This is a genomic window from Amycolatopsis sp. NPDC000009, from assembly GCF_055563465.1.
In genome coordinates, this window is sequence record NZ_JBVHDI010000007.1 from 113,532 (window position 1) to 132,556 (window position 19,025).

General features: G+C 69.5%; 19 protein-coding genes. 10 read left to right on the forward strand and 9 right to left on the reverse strand.

What is annotated here, in order from left to right:
- Positions 1–102: 102 nt before the first annotated feature.
- Positions 103–480 carry a hypothetical protein gene (locus ACZ3HL_RS20770; protein WP_465532875.1) on the reverse strand — a complete coding sequence of 126 codons (378 nt, stop codon included), beginning with the start codon at positions 478–480 and terminating at the stop codon, positions 103–105.
- Positions 481–599: 119 nt separating this feature from the next.
- Here ACZ3HL_RS20770 and ACZ3HL_RS20775 point away from each other — a divergent pair, with 119 nt between their 5' ends.
- Together ACZ3HL_RS20775 and ACZ3HL_RS20780 are read left to right on the forward strand one after the other, a co-directional pair.
- Entirely contained in the window at positions 600–2,306 is a 1,707-nt protein-coding gene (locus ACZ3HL_RS20775) for a GMC oxidoreductase (protein ID WP_465532877.1), read from the forward strand.
- 10 nt (positions 2,307–2,316) lie between these two features.
- Positions 2,317–3,039 (forward strand): maleylpyruvate isomerase N-terminal domain-containing protein, encoded by a 723-nt coding sequence (locus ACZ3HL_RS20780; RefSeq protein WP_465532879.1) that lies wholly within the window; start codon positions 2,317–2,319, stop codon positions 3,037–3,039.
- 19 nt (positions 3,040–3,058) lie between these two features.
- Here the strand turns inward: ACZ3HL_RS20780 and ACZ3HL_RS20785 are convergent, their stop codons facing one another.
- On the reverse strand, positions 3,059–4,042 hold the full coding sequence (locus tag ACZ3HL_RS20785) for an ABC transporter substrate-binding protein (protein WP_465532881.1): 984 nt from the start codon (positions 4,040–4,042) through the stop codon (positions 3,059–3,061).
- A 53-nt stretch (positions 4,043–4,095) separates the two neighbouring features.
- Here ACZ3HL_RS20785 and ACZ3HL_RS20790 point away from each other — a divergent pair, with 53 nt between their 5' ends.
- From ACZ3HL_RS20790 to ACZ3HL_RS20805, 4 genes are read left to right on the forward strand one after another with little or no spacing between them, the layout of a single operon-like run.
- A complete protein-coding gene (locus ACZ3HL_RS20790) occupies positions 4,096–5,103 on the forward strand; it encodes a FecCD family ABC transporter permease (protein WP_465532883.1) in 1,008 nt (335 codons plus the stop codon).
- Positions 5,100–6,158, forward strand: coding sequence for a FecCD family ABC transporter permease (locus tag ACZ3HL_RS20795; protein WP_465415233.1), 1,059 nt, complete (start codon positions 5,100–5,102; stop codon positions 6,156–6,158). The genes ACZ3HL_RS20790 and ACZ3HL_RS20795 overlap by 4 nt, the downstream gene beginning before the upstream one ends.
- Positions 6,155–6,949, forward strand: a complete 795-nt coding sequence (locus ACZ3HL_RS20800; RefSeq protein WP_465532885.1) for an ABC transporter ATP-binding protein — start codon at positions 6,155–6,157, stop codon at positions 6,947–6,949. Before ACZ3HL_RS20795 ends, ACZ3HL_RS20800 begins: the two co-directional genes overlap by 4 nt.
- Before the next feature lie 37 nt (positions 6,950–6,986).
- Complete coding sequence (locus ACZ3HL_RS20805; RefSeq protein WP_465532887.1) at positions 6,987–8,429, forward strand: FAD-binding oxidoreductase; 1,443 nt, start codon at positions 6,987–6,989, stop codon at positions 8,427–8,429.
- On the opposite strand, the gene ACZ3HL_RS20810 is transcribed toward ACZ3HL_RS20805, so the two are convergent.
- From ACZ3HL_RS20810 to ACZ3HL_RS20825, 4 genes are all read right to left on the reverse strand, one after another.
- Positions 8,426–9,871: an aldehyde dehydrogenase family protein gene (locus tag ACZ3HL_RS20810; protein ID WP_465532889.1), complete on the reverse strand. Its 1,446-nt coding sequence runs from the start codon at positions 9,869–9,871 to the stop codon at positions 8,426–8,428. The genes ACZ3HL_RS20805 and ACZ3HL_RS20810 overlap by 4 nt on opposite strands.
- 44 nt (positions 9,872–9,915) lie before the next feature.
- Positions 9,916–10,704 (reverse strand): hypothetical protein, encoded by a 789-nt coding sequence (locus ACZ3HL_RS20815; protein ID WP_465532891.1) that lies wholly within the window; start codon positions 10,702–10,704, stop codon positions 9,916–9,918.
- Between the two features lie 31 nt (positions 10,705–10,735).
- A complete protein-coding gene (locus ACZ3HL_RS20820; RefSeq protein ID WP_465532893.1) occupies positions 10,736–11,242 on the reverse strand; it encodes a hypothetical protein in 507 nt (168 codons plus the stop codon).
- A gap of 206 nt (positions 11,243–11,448) precedes the next feature.
- Complete coding sequence (locus tag ACZ3HL_RS20825) at positions 11,449–11,979, reverse strand: DinB family protein (RefSeq protein WP_465532895.1); 531 nt, start codon at positions 11,977–11,979, stop codon at positions 11,449–11,451.
- Positions 11,980–12,104: 125 nt separating this feature from the next.
- On the opposite strand from ACZ3HL_RS20825, the gene guaA reads away from it, so the two are divergent.
- Positions 12,105–13,661, forward strand: coding sequence for a glutamine-hydrolyzing GMP synthase (gene guaA, locus ACZ3HL_RS20830; RefSeq protein ID WP_465532897.1), 1,557 nt, complete (start codon positions 12,105–12,107; stop codon positions 13,659–13,661).
- A 236-nt stretch (positions 13,662–13,897) separates the two neighbouring features.
- On the opposite strand, the gene ACZ3HL_RS20835 is transcribed toward guaA, so the two are convergent.
- Together ACZ3HL_RS20835 and ACZ3HL_RS20840 are read right to left on the reverse strand one after the other, a co-directional pair.
- Positions 13,898–14,131 carry a hypothetical protein gene (locus ACZ3HL_RS20835; RefSeq protein ID WP_465532899.1) on the reverse strand — a complete coding sequence of 78 codons (234 nt, stop codon included), beginning with the start codon at positions 14,129–14,131 and terminating at the stop codon, positions 13,898–13,900.
- A complete protein-coding gene (locus tag ACZ3HL_RS20840; RefSeq protein WP_465532901.1) occupies positions 14,124–15,395 on the reverse strand; it encodes a PspC domain-containing protein in 1,272 nt (423 codons plus the stop codon). Before ACZ3HL_RS20840 ends, ACZ3HL_RS20835 begins: the two co-directional genes overlap by 8 nt.
- A gap of 117 nt (positions 15,396–15,512) precedes the next feature.
- Between ACZ3HL_RS20840 and ACZ3HL_RS20845 the strand changes: the two genes are divergently transcribed.
- From ACZ3HL_RS20845 to ACZ3HL_RS20855, 3 genes are read left to right on the forward strand one after another with little or no spacing between them, the layout of a single operon-like run.
- The gene (locus tag ACZ3HL_RS20845; protein WP_465532903.1) at positions 15,513–16,862 is read left to right on the forward strand and encodes a PspC domain-containing protein; all 1,350 of its coding nucleotides are present in this window, start codon (positions 15,513–15,515) and stop codon (positions 16,860–16,862) included.
- 40 nt (positions 16,863–16,902) lie between these two features.
- Entirely contained in the window at positions 16,903–17,577 is a 675-nt protein-coding gene (locus tag ACZ3HL_RS20850) for a response regulator (protein WP_005165099.1), read from the forward strand.
- A complete protein-coding gene (locus ACZ3HL_RS20855) occupies positions 17,578–17,946 on the forward strand; it encodes a DUF4345 domain-containing protein (RefSeq protein WP_465532905.1) in 369 nt (122 codons plus the stop codon).
- 86 nt (positions 17,947–18,032) lie between these two features.
- Here the strand turns inward: ACZ3HL_RS20855 and ACZ3HL_RS20860 are convergent, their stop codons facing one another.
- Entirely contained in the window at positions 18,033–18,974 is a 942-nt protein-coding gene (locus tag ACZ3HL_RS20860) for a DMT family transporter (protein ID WP_465532907.1), read from the reverse strand.
- Positions 18,975–19,025 lie beyond the last annotated feature (51 nt).

Here is a 19,025-nt window from a genome sequence, read left to right on the forward strand (position 1 = left end):
CCCGGCCCGGATCGCGTTTAGCCCGCTAAATGCGATCCGGGCCGTTGGCGTCTCAGGAGCCCCAGCAGTCCCAGGTGTCCCTCCTGCGTCACGTTTAGCCCGCTAAAGGCGCTCCGGTGGCCGGGGGCGGTAGTGGGCCGAGCCGAGGGCCTGGGCGATCTTCCGCTGTAGGTCTCGCAGGATCGGGAGGGTTTCGTCGTCCGCGAAACCTGTGCTGATCGACCAGTCCATCCCGGAGCCGAAGACGTCGCTGGCGAACACGATCTCGGTGGCCACGAGGGTCCTCCGCCAGCCCGAGGCGGGTAGCGGTTCTTCGTCGGCCAGCGCCGCGCGCAACCTTCGTGCTTGTTCGAAGAGGTCGGGCACGTCCTTGAAGCCCATCGCGACGGCAAGGTCGTCGGTGCAGGCGGCCGGCCCACCCCATTCCGCCAGGCCACAGCGCAGTACCGTGCGCTCGTCACGCGTCAGGTCGATCGCCACCGGGCATCAGCATCCACCGGTCGATGATGCCCCAGTCGCGTTCGTACATCCGGCTGGAAGGTAACCGGCGAGTAACTTACCTCTGGTCAGAAGGGGTGGCCGGGGTTACAGTCGAGGGTGTGACTGCGAGTAACACCACCACTGAAGACGACTTCGACTACGACGTGATCGTCGTCGGCTCCGGGTTCGGCGGCAGTGTCGCCGCCCTCCGCCTGACCGAGAAGGGCTACCGCGTCGCCGTCATCGAGGCGGGCCGCCGCTTCGCCGACGACGAGTTCGCGAAGACGTCCTGGGACCTTCGCCGCTACGTCTGGGCGCCGCAGGTCGGTTGCTTCGGCATCCAGCGCATCCACATGCTCAAGGACGTCATGGTGCTCGCCGGCGCGGGCGTCGGCGGCGGCTCGCTGGTCTACGCGAACACGCTGTACCGCCCGTTGAAGCCGTTCTACGTCGACCCGCAGTGGTCTCACATCACCGACTGGGAGTCCGAGCTCGGCCCGCACTACGACCAGGCCAGCCGCATGCTGGGCGTCGTCACCAATCCCAGCGTCACGCCGTCGGACGTCGTCATGAAGGGCGTCGCCGAGGACATGGGCGTGCCGGACTCGTACCACCCGACGCCCGTCGGCGTGTACTTCGGCAAGCCGGGGGAGCGTGCCGAGGATCCGTACTTCGGCGGCGCGGGCCCGGCGCGCACCGGCTGTACCGAATGCGGCGCCTGCATGACCGGCTGCCGTGTCGGCGCCAAGAACACGCTGGTCAAGAACTATCTGTACCTCGCGGAGAAGGACGGCGCGAAGGTCATCCCCCTCACCACCGTGAGCGCGATTAGCCCGCTAAACGCAGGTGGGTACGAGGTGAGCATCAAGAAGACCGGGACCACATCGCGCAGGTTCCGGCACAAGCTCACCGCCGCGCAGGTGGTGCTCGCCGCCGGCACGTGGGGCACGCAGAACCTCCTCCACGGCATGCGCGACACCGCCAAGCTGCCGAAGCTCTCACCGCGTCTCGGCGAACTGACCCGAACGAACTCCGAGGCCATCATCGGCGCCGCCCGGACCTCGGTCGACGAGGAGCGCAACTTCAGCCGCGGCGTCGCGATCACGTCGTCGATCCACCCCGACGAGAACACGCATATCGAGCCCGTCCGCTACGGAAAGGGCAGCAACGCGATGAGCCTGCTCCAGACCATCGCCACCGAAGGCGATTCGGCGGTCCCGCGCTGGCGCCAGGCCGTGAACTTCATGCTCAAGCACCCCGTCCAGACCGTGAAGCTGCTCAACGGCTACCGCTGGAGCGAGCGCACGGTGATCCTGCTGGTGATGCAGAGCCTCGACAACTCCATCACCACGTACACCAAACGCGGACTCTTCGGCCGCCGCAAGTACACGTCCAAGCAGGGCCACGGCGAGCCGAACCCGAGCTTCATCCCCGCCGGGCACGAGGCCAACCTGCGCACCGCCGAGCGTATCGGTGGCATGGCGGGCGGCACCTGGGGCGAGATCTTCGACATCCCGCTGACGGCGCATTTCATCGGCGGCGCCCCGATCGGCACGGCGCCCGACAACGGCGTGATCGACCCGTACCACCGCGTCTTCAACTACCCCGGTCTGTCCATTGTGGATGGATCGGCGATCACGGCGAACCTCGGCGTGAACCCCTCGCTGACCATCACCGCGCAGGCCGAGCGGGCCTTCTCGTTCTGGCCCAACAAGGGCGAACAGGACAGCAGGCCGGCGCAGGACTCGCCGTACACCCGCCTCGAACCGATCGCGCCGAAGAACCCCGCGGTTCCGGCGGACGCGCCGGCGGCGCTTCGGCGGTAACTTGGGGGATGTGACAGCCTCCGAACGCGCACACGTCCTGCTGAACCGCGTCCGCGCCCTGCACGACGAATGGGAGCGCGTCGTGCGCGGGCTCGACGAGGAGGTCGTGCACGCCCCCAGCGGGTTGCCCGGCTGGACGCGGGCGCATCTGCTGTCCCACCTCGCGCGCAACGCCGACGGCCTGGTCAACCTCCTCACCTGGGCGAAGTCAGGAGTCGAGACGCCGATGTACGCCGGTGAGGCGGCCAGGGACGACGACATCGAGAAGGGTGCGTACCGGTCGTCCGGGGAGATCGCCGAAGACGTCGTCGCGTCCGCGGCACGGTTCGTCGAGGTCGCCTCGACTATGCCGGACGACGCGTGGCAGGTGCGTGTGCGCGCCCGGCGGGGGCGCGAGATCCCGGCCGAGTTCGTGCTCTGGCTCCGGCTCTCGGAGACCGCGATCCATCTGGCCGACCTCGATCTCGGCTACGACTTCGCCCGCGTCGCCGAACTGCTCGGTGACGACTTCGAGATCGTCGTCGGCAACGCCATCGGCATGTACGGCGGCGAGCTGCCCTCCGTCCTGCTGATCGCCGTCGGCGCCGACGGGACCCGTCACGAATGGCGGATGGGCACCGGAGAGCCGGTCACGCTGACCGGCTCCCCGGGTGACGTCCTGGCGTGGATCACCGGCCGCAGCGATGGATCCACTTTGGACGGTACCGCGCCGCCGCTGCCACACTGGCTGTGACGGAACCGTCCACAAAGGATCAGGAGCGGAACGAGTCCACGCCGAACTGCTTGGCGATGTCGTCGAGCATGGCGTGCGCGCCCTGCAGGCTCACCGAGGTGAACCAGGTGGTGTCGTTGACGTCGATCTTTTTTCCCTTGAGGGTTCCCCAAAGCGGGTTCGACTGGAACTTCGTCATGGGGTTTTCGGCCTGTTTGGTCTCGTCGGTGTAGCTGGCGATGAAGATCGCCTCGGCGTCGAGCTTCCCGATCTCCTCCTGGCTCAGGTCGTTGGAGATCTTCGCCTTGTTGTCCGGCTGATCCGCGGGACGCAGGATCCCGGCGTCGGCCATCACGCTCCCGGGGAACGACGCCGTGCTGTAGAGCCGCACCGTCGGCTCCCCCTCGATGAAACGGACCACGGAGGCGGTCACCGGCTTGCCGAGCTTCGCCTTGACCGCGTCACCGACCTTGCGGGCCCGCTCCTCGTAGGACTTGATCTTCTGCTCCGCCAAGGCTTCCTTGCCCAGCGCCTTGCCGAGCATCCGGACGTTGTCCTTCCAGGTGGCCCCGGTGGTCTGGCTGAACACCGTGGGTGCGACCTTGCTGAACTCCGCGTAGAACTTCTCGTGGCGCACCTTCGCGGACACGATCAGCTCCGGCTTGATGTCGTAGAGCTTCTCGATGTCCGGGCTTTCGAGCGCGCCGATCTCCTTGGCGCCCTCGGCGAACCTGCGGTCGTCGCCGAGATAGTCCGGCAGTTTGTCGTAGTTGCGGTACTTCGTGTACGCCACGACCTTCGTTTCGAGCGCCAGCGCCGCGTCGACGTAGCTGGAATCGAGGGCCGCGACGGTGGTGGGCTGCTTGTCGATCGTGGTCGACCCCATCACGTGTTCGACGGTGCGCGGGAATCCACTTTGGCCGGTGCCCGTGGAGGCGGATTCCTGTTCTCCGCCACCGCATGCGGAGAGTGCCAGGCAGGCGGTCACGGCGAGGGTGAGGACTGCGCGCCGGGGTGGGGTCATGGGTCACTCTTTCTGTGCGGTTAGGCTTTCCTAACCGGAGCATAGGATGGCGGATGTCCACAGTGGAAGTTCGTGTTGGAAAGGCGACAGCGGGCGCCCTGCTCGTCACCCTTCTGGCTGTGATCTGCGTCGCGAGCATCGCCCTCGGTGCGCGCTCGATTCCTTTGGGCGTCGTCTGGGACGCGATCTTCCATCCCACGGGTGTGCCGGATCACCTGATCGTCCGTTCGTTGCGGGTGCCGCGCACGTTGCTCGGTGTCATCGCGGGGCTCGCGCTCGGCGCCGCCGGGGCGCTCATGCAGGGCCACACCCGCAACCCGCTCGCGGACCCCGGTTTGCTCGGCGTCACCCAGGGCGCGGCGTTCGCGGTGGTGCTCGCCGTCGTCGTGCTCGGCATCGACGACCTGTACGCGTTCATCTGGTTCGGCTTCGCCGGTGCCCTCGTCGCGAGTACCGTGGTGTTCCTGCTCGGCGCGGTCGGCGGCCGCGGCGCCACGCCGGTGACGCTCGCGCTGGCCGGAGCGGCGGTGAGCGCCCTGCTCAACGGCGTCATCTCCGCGATCGTGCTCGGCGACGACCGCGGGATGGAGACCTACCGGTTCTGGCACGTCGGTTCGATCGCGGGCCGGGATCCCGCGATGGTCGGCCAGATCGCCCCGTTCGTGGCCGCGGGGCTGCTGCTCGCGGTGATCAACACCCCGGGAATGAACACGCTCGCGCTCGGTGACGACGTCGCCGTCGCACTCGGACGCCGGGTCGGCCGGACCCGGCTGCTCGGGGTCGTCGCGATCACGCTGCTGACCGGCGCGGCCGTCGCCGCCTGCGGCCCGATCGCCTTCCTCGGCCTGCTGGTCCCGCATTTCGCGCGGGCGATCAGCGGACCCGACTACCGGTGGCTGGTGCCGTTCTCCGCCGTGCTCGGCGCGATCCTGTTGCTGGCCGCGGACCTGCTCGGCCGCGTCGTCGCCTCGGACAACCTGGAGGTCGGCATCATGCTGGCGGTGCTCGGCGTGCCGGTGTTCGTCCACCTCGTCCGCAAGAAGGGCCTGGCACGGATATGACGGCTCCCAAGGTGATCTCGCTCGGCCCGGCGGCCTGGACGGTCCGGCCGAGGACGCTCGCCGTCGTGGTCTTCGCCGCGGCCGCGCTGGTGCTGGTCGCGGCGCTGAACATCGGTATCGGCACCTCCCACATCGGCCTCGGCGACGTCCTGAAGACGCTGTTCGGCGGCGGCACCGCGCGGGAACGCGGGATCATCTTCGACCTGCGGATGCCACGCACGTTGACCGCGATCGGTGTCGGCGCGGCCCTCGGGCTGTCCGGCGCGCTGTTCCAGACCATCGCCAGGAATCCGCTGGCCAGCCCGGACATCCTCGGCATCACCTGGGGCGCGGGCGTCGGCGCGGTCGGCGTGATCGTCGCGGGCGGCACCGGCGGCCAGGTCAGCGGCCTGGCGAGCACGCTGGGTGTCCCGCTCGCCGGGCTGGCGGGCGGCGTGATCGCTGGTGTCCTGCTGTACGCGCTTTCGTGGCGGCGCGGGATCGACGGCTACCGGCTCGTGCTGATCGGCATCGCGCTTTCGGCCGTCGGCTACAACCTCGTGTACTGGATGCTGACCATCGGGGACGTCGACAACGCCGCGCGGGCGACGACGTGGATCGTGGGCAGCCTCGCCGACGTCGGCTGGGAATCGGTCGCCCCGGTCCTGCTGGCGCTGGCCGTCCTCGCGCCGATCACGCTGGTCGCCGGGCACACGATCGGCGGGTTGCAGTTCGGCGACGACACCGCGCGCGGCCTCGGTATCCGGGTCGACGCCGCCCGCGGCACCCTGCTGCTGCTCGGCGCGGCCTTGGCCGCCGTCGCCACCGCGGCCGCCGGCCCGATCACCTTCGTCGCGCTGGCCACCCCGCAGATCGCCTTGAGGCTGGTCCGCTCCGCACAGCCGCCGCTGTTCGGCTCGATGGTCCTCGGCGCGCTGCTGACCGTCGGCGCGGATTTCGTGGTCCGGGTGACGCCGGGCCTGTCCGGGCTCCCGGTCGGCGTGCTGACGGCGATCCTCGGTGCGCCCTACCTGATCTTCCTGTTCATCCGCAGCCGTAAGGAGGAGCGCGCGTGAACGCCAGACTGCGTGCCCGGGAATTGGAACTCGGCTACGGCGAGACGCCCGTCGTGACCGGGCTGGACCTCGACGTCCTCGACGGGACCGTCACCGCGATCATCGGCCCCAACGGCTGCGGTAAGTCGACGCTGCTGCGCGCGCTGGCCAGGTTGCTCAAACCGCGCCAGGGCGCGGTGCTGCTCGACGGTGAGCGCATCGACAAACTGCCGACCCGTGAGGTCGCCAAGATCATCGGCCTGCTGCCGCAGACCCCGTCCGCGCACGAGGGGCTGACCGTCTCCGATCTGGTGCGGCGGGGCCGGCATCCGCATCAGAGCTGGTACCGGCAGTGGTCCTCCTCCGACGACGAGGCGATCGAACGGGCGCTGCGGCTGACCGGGATGGAGGAACACGCCGGCCGGGTCGTCGACCAGCTCTCTGGCGGGCAGCGGCAGCGGGCGTGGATCTCGATGACGCTGGCGCAGGAGACCGGCCTGCTCCTGCTCGACGAGCCGATCACGTATCTCGACCTGGCGCACCAGATCGACGTGCTGGACCTGGTGTACCGGCTGCACGACGAACGCGGCACCACCGTGGTGATGGTGCTGCACGATCTGAATCTCGCCGCCAGGTACGCCGACAAGCTGGTCGCGATGCGCGGCGGCCGGATCGTCGCGCAGGGCTCGCCCGCCGAGGTGCTCACCGAGCCGCTCCTCGAGGAGATCTTCGGCCTGACCGCGAAGGTCATGTCGGATCCGGTGTCCGGTACGCCCTTGGTCGTGCCGGTGAGCGCACACCTTCGGGGGTAAGGCCGCAACCTGCCCGCCCCCTGGGCGTCTAACGGACATGAAGCTGGGGCGCAGGAACTTCCTCAAACTCGCCGGTGCGACGGCGGCCGGGGTGGCCGCGACGGCGTGTTCCGCCGCGCCTCCGGCCCAGGCGCCCAGCTCCGCGCCGGGAACGTCATTGCCGCCGAGCACGGGCGTCACGACGCCGCCCGGTCCGCCGGACTGGGCGGCATTGCGGAACAAGGTTTCCCTGCTCTTGCCGGGCGATTCCGGTTACGACAGCGCAAAACGCGTGTTCAACCCGGCCTTCGACGGGCTCAAGCCCGCCGCGATCGCGAACTGCGCCAAACCCGAAGAGGTGCAGGCGGCTGTTTCCGCGGCCGCGAGACGGGTTCCCATCGCGGCGCGTAGTGGTGGGCACAGTTACGCCGGCTACTCGGTTCCCGACGGCGGCCTGATGATCGACCTGGGCGGAATGTCCTCAGTGGACGTCCAAGGTGAACAGGTCGTGATCGGCGCGGGCGCGAAGCTGAAGGACGTCTACGCGACGCTCGGCCGTGCGGGCCGATGCCTGCCCGCGGGTTCCTGCCCCAGCGTCGGTATCGCCGGGCTGACGCTCGGCGGCGGAATCGGTGTGCTCGCCCGGAAATACGGTCTCACCTGTGACCATCTGGTGTCCGCGCGAGTGGTCACGGCGGACGGGGAGATCCGGACCGTGTCGGCGGATTCCGAGCCGGAGCTCTTCTGGGCGTTGCGCGGCGGGGGAGGAGGTAACTTCGGTGTCGTCACCTCGTTCACCTTCCGCACCGATCCGGCGCCGTCGGCGGTTTCGGTGTTCTCCCTGCGTTTCCCGGCGGGCAGTGCGAACGACGTCGTCGCCGACTGGCAACGTTGGCTTCCCGAAGCGCCGCCCGAGCTGTGGGCGAACGTGGTGCTGTCCGGCGGATCGACGGTCGGTGCGCGGATTTCCGGTTGCTACGTCGGCGATTCCGCTTCGCTGGCCAAGCTGCTCGACAAGATCGGCGGGACACGGACGGTGAAGCAGCTCGACTATCTCGGTGCCATGAAGTACTTCTCCGGCAGCGAGAATCGTCAGTCCTTCGTGGCCTCATCGCGGATACTCGAAGTACCGGTGGAGCCCGCGAAGCTGACGTCCGTCCTCAACGGCAGGCAAGGAATGGACCTGCTGATCGACGGTCTCGGCGGCGCCGTCGCCGACGTCGCCCCGGATGCCACCGCGTTCTGGCACCGGAAGGCGATCGGGAGTGTGCAGATCTACGGTCAGGCGGACGTGAACAACCGTTCCGTGGCAACGGATTCCGTCGCGGAGGTGGTGGCGGGGCTCGGACTGGGCGGGGGTTACGTCAACTACATCGACCCCGCCCTGCCCGACTGGATGACGGCCTACTACGGCGGCAACGCCACCCGCCTCAAGCAGATGGCGAAGACCTACGACCCGGACAAGGTGTTCGGGTTCGCGCAGGCCGTCACCCCGGACTAGAGGTCGATACCGGTGAAGACGGTGACCCGTTCCTCGGTGAGGTCGTGCATCGCGGCGAGAACGCCCTCCCTGCCGACGCCTGATCCCTTGACGCCGCCGTACGGCATCTGGTCCGCGCGGTAGCTCGGAACGTCGCCGATGATCACGCCGCCGACTTCCAGCTCCGTCGACGCGTAGAAGGCGAGATGCACGTCGCGGGTGAACACTCCGGCCTGCAAGCCGTAGGCGGACTCGTTGACCGACGCGAAAGCCTCGTCGACACCGTCCACAAGAGACACTGCTAGTACCGGGCCGAAGATCTCCTCCGCCCAGGCCTTTGTGGACGGTGGAACATCGGTGAGCACGGTCGGCTCCACCGTCGCGCCGTCCCGCTTGCCACCGGTGAGGATCTTCGCGCCCGCGGCGACGGCCTCGTCGATCCAGGCGACGATCCGTTCGGCGGCGGCCTCGTCGACCACCGGTCCCACGTCGGTGTTCTTGTCGTACGGGTCGCCGGTTCGCTGTGCCCGCACGGCTTCCACCAGGGCGGGCACGAATTCCTCGGCGACTTCGCGTTCGACGATGACCCGCTGCACGGCGATACAGGACTGCCCGGCCTGGTAGTTGCCGAAGGTCGCGATGCGCTCCGCGGCACCTTCGGGATCCGGCCAGTCGCGGAGCACGACGGCGGCCGCGTTGCCGCCGAGTTCGAGCACGACGTGCTTGCGCGGCGCGGCATCCGCGATCGACCAGCCGACCGGACCCGAACCGGTGAACGACACGACCGGCAGCCGGGGATCGGCGACCAGTGCCGACGTTTCCTCGTTGCCGAGCGGCAGCACCGAAAACGCGCCCTCCGGCAGGTCCGTCTCGGCCAGGATCTCGCCGAGGATCAGCGCGGACAACGGCGTGCGCGGAGCGGGTTTGACGATGATCGGAGCGCCGACCGCGAGCGACGGCGCGACCTTGTGCGCCACCAGGTTCAGCGGGAAGTTGAACGGCGCGATGCCCAGCACCGGGCCGCGGGGGATCCGGCGGGTGAGCGCCAGCCTGCCTTCGCCCGCCGGGTCGGTGTCCAGGCGCTGCAGGTCGCCACTGAACCGGCGGGCCTCTTCGGCCGCGATCCGGAACACCGAAACCGCCCGCCGGACCTCTGCTTCGGCCCACTTGAGCGGTTTGCCGTTCTCGGCGGTGACGACCTCGGCGATCTCCTCGGCCCGGCCGGCGATGACCCGCGAAACGTGGTCGAGCGCCGCGGCGCGGCTGTGCGCCGAGGAACGCCGGAACTCCTTCGCGACGCTCGCCGCCGCGCTCACCGCTCGTTCGACCTGCTCCGGTCCGGGCACCGCGACGGTGGCGACTTCACTGCCGTCGTAGGGGTGGTGCACGGTGATCGTCGAAGCGCCCTGCTCGGGGCGTCCGGCGATCCAGGCGGGGCGCGGCTCCGGGGTGATCATGTCCATGGGGACAAGGTATTCCAGTCAGGGTTCGACGAGCACCTCGAGCGCTACGCCCGGCTCGCGGTGAACAGCAGCGGGGTGGCGACGCCGTGCCGGGCGCTCAGGTCGGCGAGGAGGCCGGCGAGCCAGCCGACCGCCTCCGGTGACCACTCGGCGAGCGTTCCGTGGAAGGTGATCGCGTGCCGGGGCGGGCCGTTCCAGAAGTCATCGTCGAACGGGGGCCTGAGATCGGCCTGGCCGTCCGCGTACGACTCGCACACGAACACGCCCTGATCGACCTCGGCCAGCCGGTCCGCGATCGACAGGACCGCCGGGGACTTCCCGCCGTCCAGCGTCACGCGGACGGCCGTCCTCGACGCCGGATCGCTGTCCTCGAACCACGCCGTGGTGAGCAACGAGGGCGAGCGGGCGATCTCCGGGCGTGATGTCGTGTCGAGGCACTGGACCGGCAGCAGTACCTGCACCGCGTCCCACGTCAGGCTTCCGATGCGCGCTACCGCGTCGGCGGCGCAGCTCAGGAACGGCTGCACCGGCAGCGGCCGATCGCCCGGTACCGATTCGGCCTCCACCTGGAACCATGCGGCGAGCTGTTTGTCGGCGAGCGGGTGTTCCAGGCCCGCGTCGTTCATGGCCCACGAACCCGCCGGGCCGTCTTCGCGCAGCCAGCCCATCGCGACCGAACATTCGTAGAACACCAGGTACGCGTCGCGATCCGTGTCCGGGGCGCGCCACGGGTGTGGCGTGAACTCGCCATAGAGGGCCGCGAACAGGGTGCCCGCGAACCCGCGGGCACCCGGCGTCAGGCCAGGGAGGACTTCGTCGCCGTTGTTCGTCACTTCACCCCTGCCTGATCGCGATCGCGTCAGCTCACTGATCGGGCCCGGTGACCCGGCACGCCACGTCCGCTTGGCGATTGCGCACTTCTCCGCTGTCGACTTCCCAGTTTACGTCGACATCCACGTGATTGCGCCAGGACGTCATATCGGCGGTGTCGCAGTCACGTCGCGCGGGCACTCGCCGGGCGCTGCCGCCGCCCGGTTTGAGATTGCCGTTCTCGCCGCATGCTTTTCGGCGCCAGGTGTTGTCCGTGTAGTACTCGTACAGACACGTCTTGACCGTCGCGGTGTCTCCGGTGCAATTCCCTTTGTTCCACCAGCCATGGCCCGATACCGCGAAGCCGGTGCCGGATCGGTGCGGGTTGTCGACTCCCGTGTCGGGCGTGCATCCGGCGAGCGCGGCGCCGTTCTCGTCCGTATAGGTACCGCTGGTCAGCCCGGGTGGCGCGAGGCCTGGAACGGCCTCCGCGTAGGAGACGGCCGCCGCCTCGGACACCGGAATCGCGGTCAGCAAGAGCGCGGCCGCGGCGCCCGCCAAGAAACGTGCACGGTTTCTCATGATTTCCCTGCCCCCTTTTCGAGAAATATGAAAGGGGACGCGGCTCACCCCAGTGAAATGCCGCGTGAAAACCCCCTGGAACAGCCAGGCTAGCGATTCCAGGCGTATCGCGGGTGCCCTCCATCGAGCTTCATCCGTTTAGCGCAAGACCCGCTCCCTTTCCTGCGGCACTCGCGTTTAGCGGGCTAAACGCGACGCGTGTAAAGGTCACGCAGCAGGAGTACTTCGGCGCCGTGGTGGAGGACCTCGCGGTTGATGTGGAGGACGAGGGCTGCGAAGGGGTACTCGGCATAGGGGCCCTCGGCCTCGCCGCAGGGGCGCTCGAGGTCGGCGGCGGTGAGACCGCGGACGCCGTCACGCCAGCGCGCGTAGGCGTCGTCGAGCTGCTTCAGAGCTTCTTCGGCGGAGCCCGCGTAGGGGAAGGTCTGATAGTCGGCGGGCGGGCCACCGAAATGCGACGCGGTCCGCATCGCGAAGACGCCGACGATGACGTGCGCGAGGCGCCAGGCGATCGTCGTCACCGGCGGCGGTGACGGCTCCGGGTACGCCCAGTCGATCACTGGCTCGCCGTCCTCGCCTGGCCGGATCGTCCAGCAGTCCTCAACGGGTTCCCAGAGGTATTCGTCGTCGGTGAGGGTGTCCAGCCGGGGCCGCAGATGGTTCTGCCAATGCCAGTCGAGCTGTTCGGAGAGTTCCTTGCTCCAGTCGATGCCCATGTCCGGACGGTAGGACGCCTCGCGGTCATCCGCTGTCCTGAATCGTGAGGGGGTTGGCGGCGAGGTGACCCGGCCCACCTGGGACGATGGTGGGGAAGCGTGCTGCTCTGATCTGGAGGTTTCAGGTGCCCAGTCCCACCGGTCCGGTACTCGTCGTGGACTTCGGGGCGCAGTACGCGCAACTGATCGCGCGGCGCGTGCGTGAGGCGCAGGTCTACTCCGAGGTCGTCCCGCACACCGCCACCGCCGAGGACATCCTCGCCAAGGACCCCGCCGCGATCATTCTTTCGGGTGGCCCTTCCAGCGTGTACGCGGAGAACGCCCCCGCCCTTGCTCCCGGGCTGGTCGACGCGGGCGTGCCGATCCTCGGCATCTGCTACGGCCACCAGGTGCTCGCGCAGGCCCTCGGCGGGACGGTCGAGCCGACCGGGATCCGCGAGTTCGGCCGCACCGAGGTTCGCGTCGCCGGTGAGGGCGGTGTCCTGCACGCCGGTCTCCCGGGCAACCAGCCGGCCTGGATGAGCCACAACGACAGCGTCACCAAGGCTCCCGAGGGCGCCGTCGTGACCGCTTCGAGTGACGGCGCCGCCGTCGCCGGGTTCGAAGACGTCGAGCGCCGCTTCGCCGGCGTCCAGTACCACCCGGAGGTGCACCACTCGCCGCACGGCCAGGAGGTGCTCCGCCGCTTCCTGCACGACATCGCGGGCATCAAGCCGCAGTGGACGACGTCGTCCATCGTCGACGACCAGGTCAAGCGCATCGTCGAGCAGGTCGGTGACGGCCGGGCGATCTGCGGGCTCTCCGGCGGCGTCGACTCCGCCGTGGCCGCCGCGCTGGTCCAGCGGGCCATCGGTGACCGGCTGACCTGCGTGTTCGTCGACCACGGCCTGCTCCGCTCCGGCGAGCGCACCCAGGTCGAGCGCGATTTCGTCGCCGCGACCGGGGTGAACCTGGTGACCGTCGACGCGCGGGACCGGTTCCTCGACGCGCTGGCCGGGGTCACCGACCCCGAGGAGAAGCGGAAGATCATCGGCCGCGAGTTCATCCGTGTGTTCGAGCAGGCCGAGCGCGATCTCAAGGCCGAGGGCGACTACAAGTTCCTGGTCCAGGGCACGCTCTACCCGGACGTCGTCGAATCCGGCGGCGGCGAGGGCGCGGCGAACATCAAGAGCCACCACAACGTCGGCGGGCTGCCCGACGACCTGCAGTTCGAGCTCGTCGAGCCGCTGCGCCTGCTGTTCAAGGACGAGGTGCGGCGCGTCGGGCTGGAGCTCGGGCTGCCGGAGACGATCGTGCAGCGGCAGCCGTTCCCCGGCCCGGGGCTCGGCATCCGGATCATCGGCGCCGTCGATGCCGAGCGGCTCGAGACGCTGCGTGCGGCGGACGCCATCGCGCGTGAGGAACTCACGGCGGCCGGTCTGGACGGCGAGATCTGGCAGTGCCCGGTGGTGCTGCTGGCCGACGTCCGCAGCGTCGGTGTCCAGGGTGACGGGCGGACGTACGGGCACCCGATCGTGCTGCGGCCGGTGTCGTCCGAGGACGCGATGACCGCGGACTGGACGCGGCTGCCCTACGAGGTGCTGGAGCGGATCTCGACCCGCATCACGAACGAAGTCGCCGAGGTGAACCGAGTGGTCCTGGACGTCACGTCCAAGCCGCCGGGCACCATCGAGTGGGAGTGACCGGCCCCGGCCCGGACCTGCGTTTAGCCCCCTAATCGCGATCTGTCGTCCCTGGGCACCCGGGCGACCCGGATCGCGTTTAGCCCGCGAAACGCAGGTCGGCGGCCGTGGGCACCTGCCGTGCCCCGATCGCGTTTAGCCCGCGAAACGCAGGTCCGGGCGCAGGGGTACAGCAAGGCGAAGGCCCCGGCGAGGGGCCGGGGCCTTCGGAGTGGGGTGGAGCGTCAGCGGCGCCGCTAGCGGCGGCTCTTGCGCAGCGAAGCGGCGAGCAGCAGGACGCCGACGAAGATCGCCCCGCCCGCCATGACCCACCGGAAGTCGAACTGCGGGAGCCACGTGGAGCCGTCCGAGAGGACGTAACCCGACACCAGCAGCGTCGCGATTCCGATGATCAGCGTGAAGACGTCCACCCCGCGCTTAGCGGGCGGCGACGACTGGGTCTGCGTGCTGTCGTAGTCGTACTCAGCCACGGCGCACCTCCACGTTCCCGACACCGTTCTTGACCTTCAGAGTGATCTTCTGCCCGTTGTCGCCCGGCGCGGTGAAGTCGACGGCGTCCTCACCGACCCCCGAGCGGGAGTGGCCGAGGCAGTCGACCTCACCCGCGCCCGTCTCGCAGGAAACCTTCACTTCGGCACCTGCCGGTACGAGCACCGTCGAGTTGCCCGCTCCGTTGGAGACCTTCGTGCTCACCGACGCACCAGGAGGCAACTTGGTCAGGTCGATGTCGATGTTCCCCGCAGAGCGGTGGTACTCCGGGAGCACGTCGGACACCTGGCTAGGCGTCGCCGTCAGGTCGCCGACACCGCCCTTCACGGAGAAGTTCTCGAACGGGACCGTGGTCAGCGCCATCCCGACGATCGCCAGCGGCACAGCCAGCCCGATCAGCCCGCGGCCGCCCCGGACGAACGAGCCGGCCACCAGCCCGATGCCGACCACACCCAGGGTGAGCCCGACGACGTGCTGCGGGGTGAACCACGCCTCGCCGTCCAGGCCGAGGACGGTACCGACCCCGGCGACCAGTACGGCGATCCCGAAGGTCGCGGCGCCGATCTTCGACTTCCGGCCGCGAGGCGCCGGCGGCGCGGGAGGCGGCGGAGGCGTCTGCGGCGGCAGACCGCCGGACGGCGAAGCATTCGGCAGGTCCCAGGCCGACGGGTCGGCAGCGAGCGGGTCCCAGCCGCCCTCCGTCGCCTGCGCGGTGGAAGCCGCCGAGGCCGAAGCCATGGAGAACGCGGCGGCGGGCTGAGCCGGGGTGGGAATCGACGGCCGGTTGAACTGCCCGCGGTTGCGGTGCAGCAGGTACAGCGCGACGGCCATCAGCGCGAACCCGATCAGCCCGGTGCCGTCGGTCATCCAGCCGCCGCTCAAGGTCCAGGTGAGACCTGGGAACAGCAGGAGCAGCAGCATCACCGCGAAAGCCGGCGAGCTCGACGCGCGCCCCCGGCCGATCAGGCTCTCGAACGCGGAAACGGGGTCGCCCTCCTGCGGCAGGAACAGCCAGCCCAGCAGATAGACGAAGACGCCGAAACCGCCGAACACGGTCGCGGCGACCAGCGCGACCCGGACCACGGTCGGGTCGATGCCGTACCGGTAGCCGATGCCGGCGGCCACACCGGCGAACTTCCGGCCCGCCACCGGGCGGACCGGCCTGCTCCGCCAGAAATCTTTGACGGTCTCTTCGAAGCCGGCCGCGGGGCCGCGCTTCGGAACCTGTGTCTCACTCCCACTCATGCCACAAAGAATGCGCCCCGCCGGGCCCCCGCCACATCCGGGAACGTCCCTGAGGTTTCCCCCAGCGGGAAGAGTCAGGGGTTTCCCCGATGGATCAGTACCCCACTCCGTGTGACCATGGAGAACGTGCAGGAATCCGCCCCCAACGACCTCGCCGGACCGGTGAAGCCGACGATCATCGAGCGCCCGCCGGTGCCCGTCGCCGGCAGCCTGTCCCCGGCACCGTTCGAGCCGCCCAAGATGTACCGCCGCCGCTCCGGCCGCGCCATCGCGGGTGTCGCCGGCGGTCTCGCCGACCACCTCGGCGTCAGGGTGCTCTGGGTCCGGACCGCGTTCGCGTTGCTGGCCGCGCTGAACGGCGTCGGTCTGCTCGCGTACGGCCTGCTTTGGGTTTTCGTGCAGCAGCAATCCGGTGAGGTCGAACCGGAGAAGCCCGCGCCGAAGGAGAAGCAGCAGGCTTTCGGCCTGATGGCGCTGGGTGTCGGCCTCGCCGTCGCCAGTGGCACGCTGACCGGCTTCATCAGTGGCTGGGTCGCCATTCCGCTGGCGCTGGCCATGATCGGCGCGGCGGTCGTCTGGCGTGAGGCGGACGAGTCGCAACGCCGCCGCTGGCGCCTCGGTGCCAAGGGCGGTGTCGCCACGGCGTTCCTCGGCGGCGGTGGCTGGTCGGCCGCGATCCGCGTGGTCGCCGGTGTCGCACTGGTGATGACCGGTATCGGTGTCGTCGTGCTGGAGAGCGGCAGCATCGACCAGGTCAAGTTCGCGCTGGTCGCCGTGATCGCGACGCTGTTCGGGGTGGCCGTGCTGACCGTCCCGTTCTGGCTGCGCCTGGTCCGCGACCTGTCCGACGAGCGGATGGCCCGCATCCGCACCGACGAACGCGCCGAGATCGCCGCGCATCTGCACGACTCGGTCCTCCAGACGCTCGCGCTGATCCAGAAGCAGGCGGAATCGCCGCGTGAAGTCGCGAGGCTCGCGCGTGGTCAGGAACGGGAGCTGCGCGGCTGGCTGTACGGGCCGTCGGGGTACGGCAAGAACAAGAAGACCGAGGACGAGGCCGTCAGCGGTCAGCTGTCCGAAGTGCTCGCTGCCGCGTGCGGCGAGGTCGAGGACGCGTTCGCGATCTCGGTGCAGCAGGTCGTCGTGGGGGAGGCGACGCTGAACGAGCCGCTGACCGCGCTGGTCCAGGCGGCGCGCGAAGCGATCGTCAACGCCGCCAAGCACGCGGGTGTCGACGAGGTCAGTGTGTACGCCGAGGTCGAGCCGACGGCGGTGACGGTCTTCGTGCGCGACCGGGGCAAGGGGTTCGACCCCGACGTCGTGCCGAGCGATCGGCACGGGCTCGCCGATTCCATCCGGGGCCGGATGGAACGGCACGGCGGGAAGCTCAAACTGCGTACCGCACCGGGTGAAGGAACCGAGGTCCAGTTGGAGATGCCGGTCAAGGTGGGGAAGGGCGCGGCGTGAGGTCGCTATGCTCACGGGACAGGGCGAGTGAGGGAGCATCGTGACGGAGAACCAGCAGACGCGGGAGCCGGTCAAGGTCTTCCTCGTCGACGACCACGCGCTCTTCCGGGCGGGTGTGCGCACCGAACTGGACTCGATCACCGACGACGTCCGCGTGGTCGGTGAGGCGGGCTCGGTGGCCGAAGCGGTCGCGGGTATCGCCCGGACCAAACCGCAGGTCGTGTTGCTCGACGTGCACATGCCGGACGGCGGCGGCGCCGAGGTGCTGCGCCGGGTCCGGCCGGAACTGCCGGACGTCGTGTTCCTCGCGCTGTCGGTTTCCGACGCCGCGGAGGACGTGATCGCCGTGATCCGCGCGGGGGCGCGGGGGTACGTCACGAAGACGATCTCGTCGAAGGAACTCGTGCGCGCCGTCGTACGGGTCTCGGACGGGGACGCGGTGTTCTCGCCGCGGCTGGCCGGGTTCGTGCTCGACGCGTTCGCCGACCGGCCGGGTTCCGCGCCGATCAGCGACCCGGATCTCGACCTGCTGACCCCGCGTGAGCGTGACGTGCTGCGGCTGCTCGCGCGCGGGTACGCGTACAAGGAGATCGCGTCGGAGCTGTTCATCTCGGTGAAGACCGTCGAGACCCACGTGTCGAGCGTGCTGCGGAAGACGCAGCTTTCGAACCGGTACGAGCTTTCGCGCTGGGCTTCCGACCGGCGTCTCGTCTAGGTGGCGCCTGTTCTCATCGGCCTGGTGGCCGTGTTCTTCCTGGGCATGGGGCTGCTCGGGCTCGTCGCGCCGAAGCGGCTGATCCGGCCGTTCGGCATTTCGCTGGAGTCGGCGACGGCGCGAACCGAGGTGCGCGCCGTGTACGGCGGATTCGGTGTGGCTGTCGCGGTGCTGCTCGGGTTCGCGGCTTTCGACGTCGGCGGGATCCAGCGGGGCGCCGCGATCGCGGTGGCCGTCGCGCTCGGCGGGATGGCCTTCGGGCGGCTGGTCGCCCGGTTCGCGGAGCGGCCCGAGCGGTTCTATCCGAGCTGGCTCTACTTCTGGGTCGAGATCGTCCTCGCCGCTCTGCTCATCGTCGCGACCCTCTGACCTGCGTTTAGCGGGCTAAACGCGATCCGGCGAGCCCCCAGGCCCCACCGCATCGCGATTAGCCCGCTAAACGCAGGTCGTCGCGGTCACGGCGCGGCCTCCCCGGCGGCGGCCAAGGGGCGCTCGACCTGCGGAGTGGTAGCAAAGGTCCCTTGCTCCCTCGGGCGGAGCCGGGTCAGCGCGACCCCGCCCAGCACGACGACCATCCCCGCGATCACCCGCAGGTTCAGCGGCTCGGCCAGGAACACCGCGCCCAGCAGCACCGAAACCACCGGAAGCAGGTAGCCGACGATCGACGCCGCGACGGCGCCCTCGCTCGCGAGGAGCTGGTAGTTCAGCGCGAACGCGATCCCGGTCGACCCGATCCCCAGGATCACCACCGCGACGACCGCGCCGGTGCTCAGGTGCACCTGCTCGAAACCGCCCATCGGCATCGCGAGCAGCAGGAACCCGGTCGCCAGCAGCATCTGCCCGCCGGCCAGCGACAGCGGCGAATCGCCGGTGCCGGTGAGGTATTTGCCCTCGTAGACGAACGCGAACCCGTAGCTCGCCGCCGCCGCGAGGCACGCCAGCGCGCCCCAGCTGAGCAGGCCGGAAGCCTCCCACGGCGCGAAGATCAGCAGGATCCCGGCGAGACCGACGACGAGCCCGGTGACCCGCACCGCGGTCATCTTCGTCCGCGCGCCCATCATCGGAGCGGCCAGCAGCACCCACAGCGGTGTCGTCGAGTTCAGCACCCCGGTGATCCCGGAATCGACGGTCAGCTCACCCCACGCGAACAGCAGGAACGGCAGCGCGTTGTGGAAGAACGCCGCGACGGCCAGATGTCCCCAGATCCGCCGCCCCGACGGCAGCCGGCCCCGGCCGAGGTAGCAGAGCCCGATCAGCACCGCCGCGCCGAGCGCCACCCGCGCCAGCACCAGTTGCACCGGCGAGAACGCGCCGAGCCCCAGTTTGATCCAGAAGAAGCTCGATCCCCACATGAGCGCCAGCGCGCCGATCCGCAGCAGGGTCTTCGTCTCGCCCACCCCAGTCCTCCTTAAGTGCCTGGCCCAGCTTCGCCGCGCCGACGCGTAAGG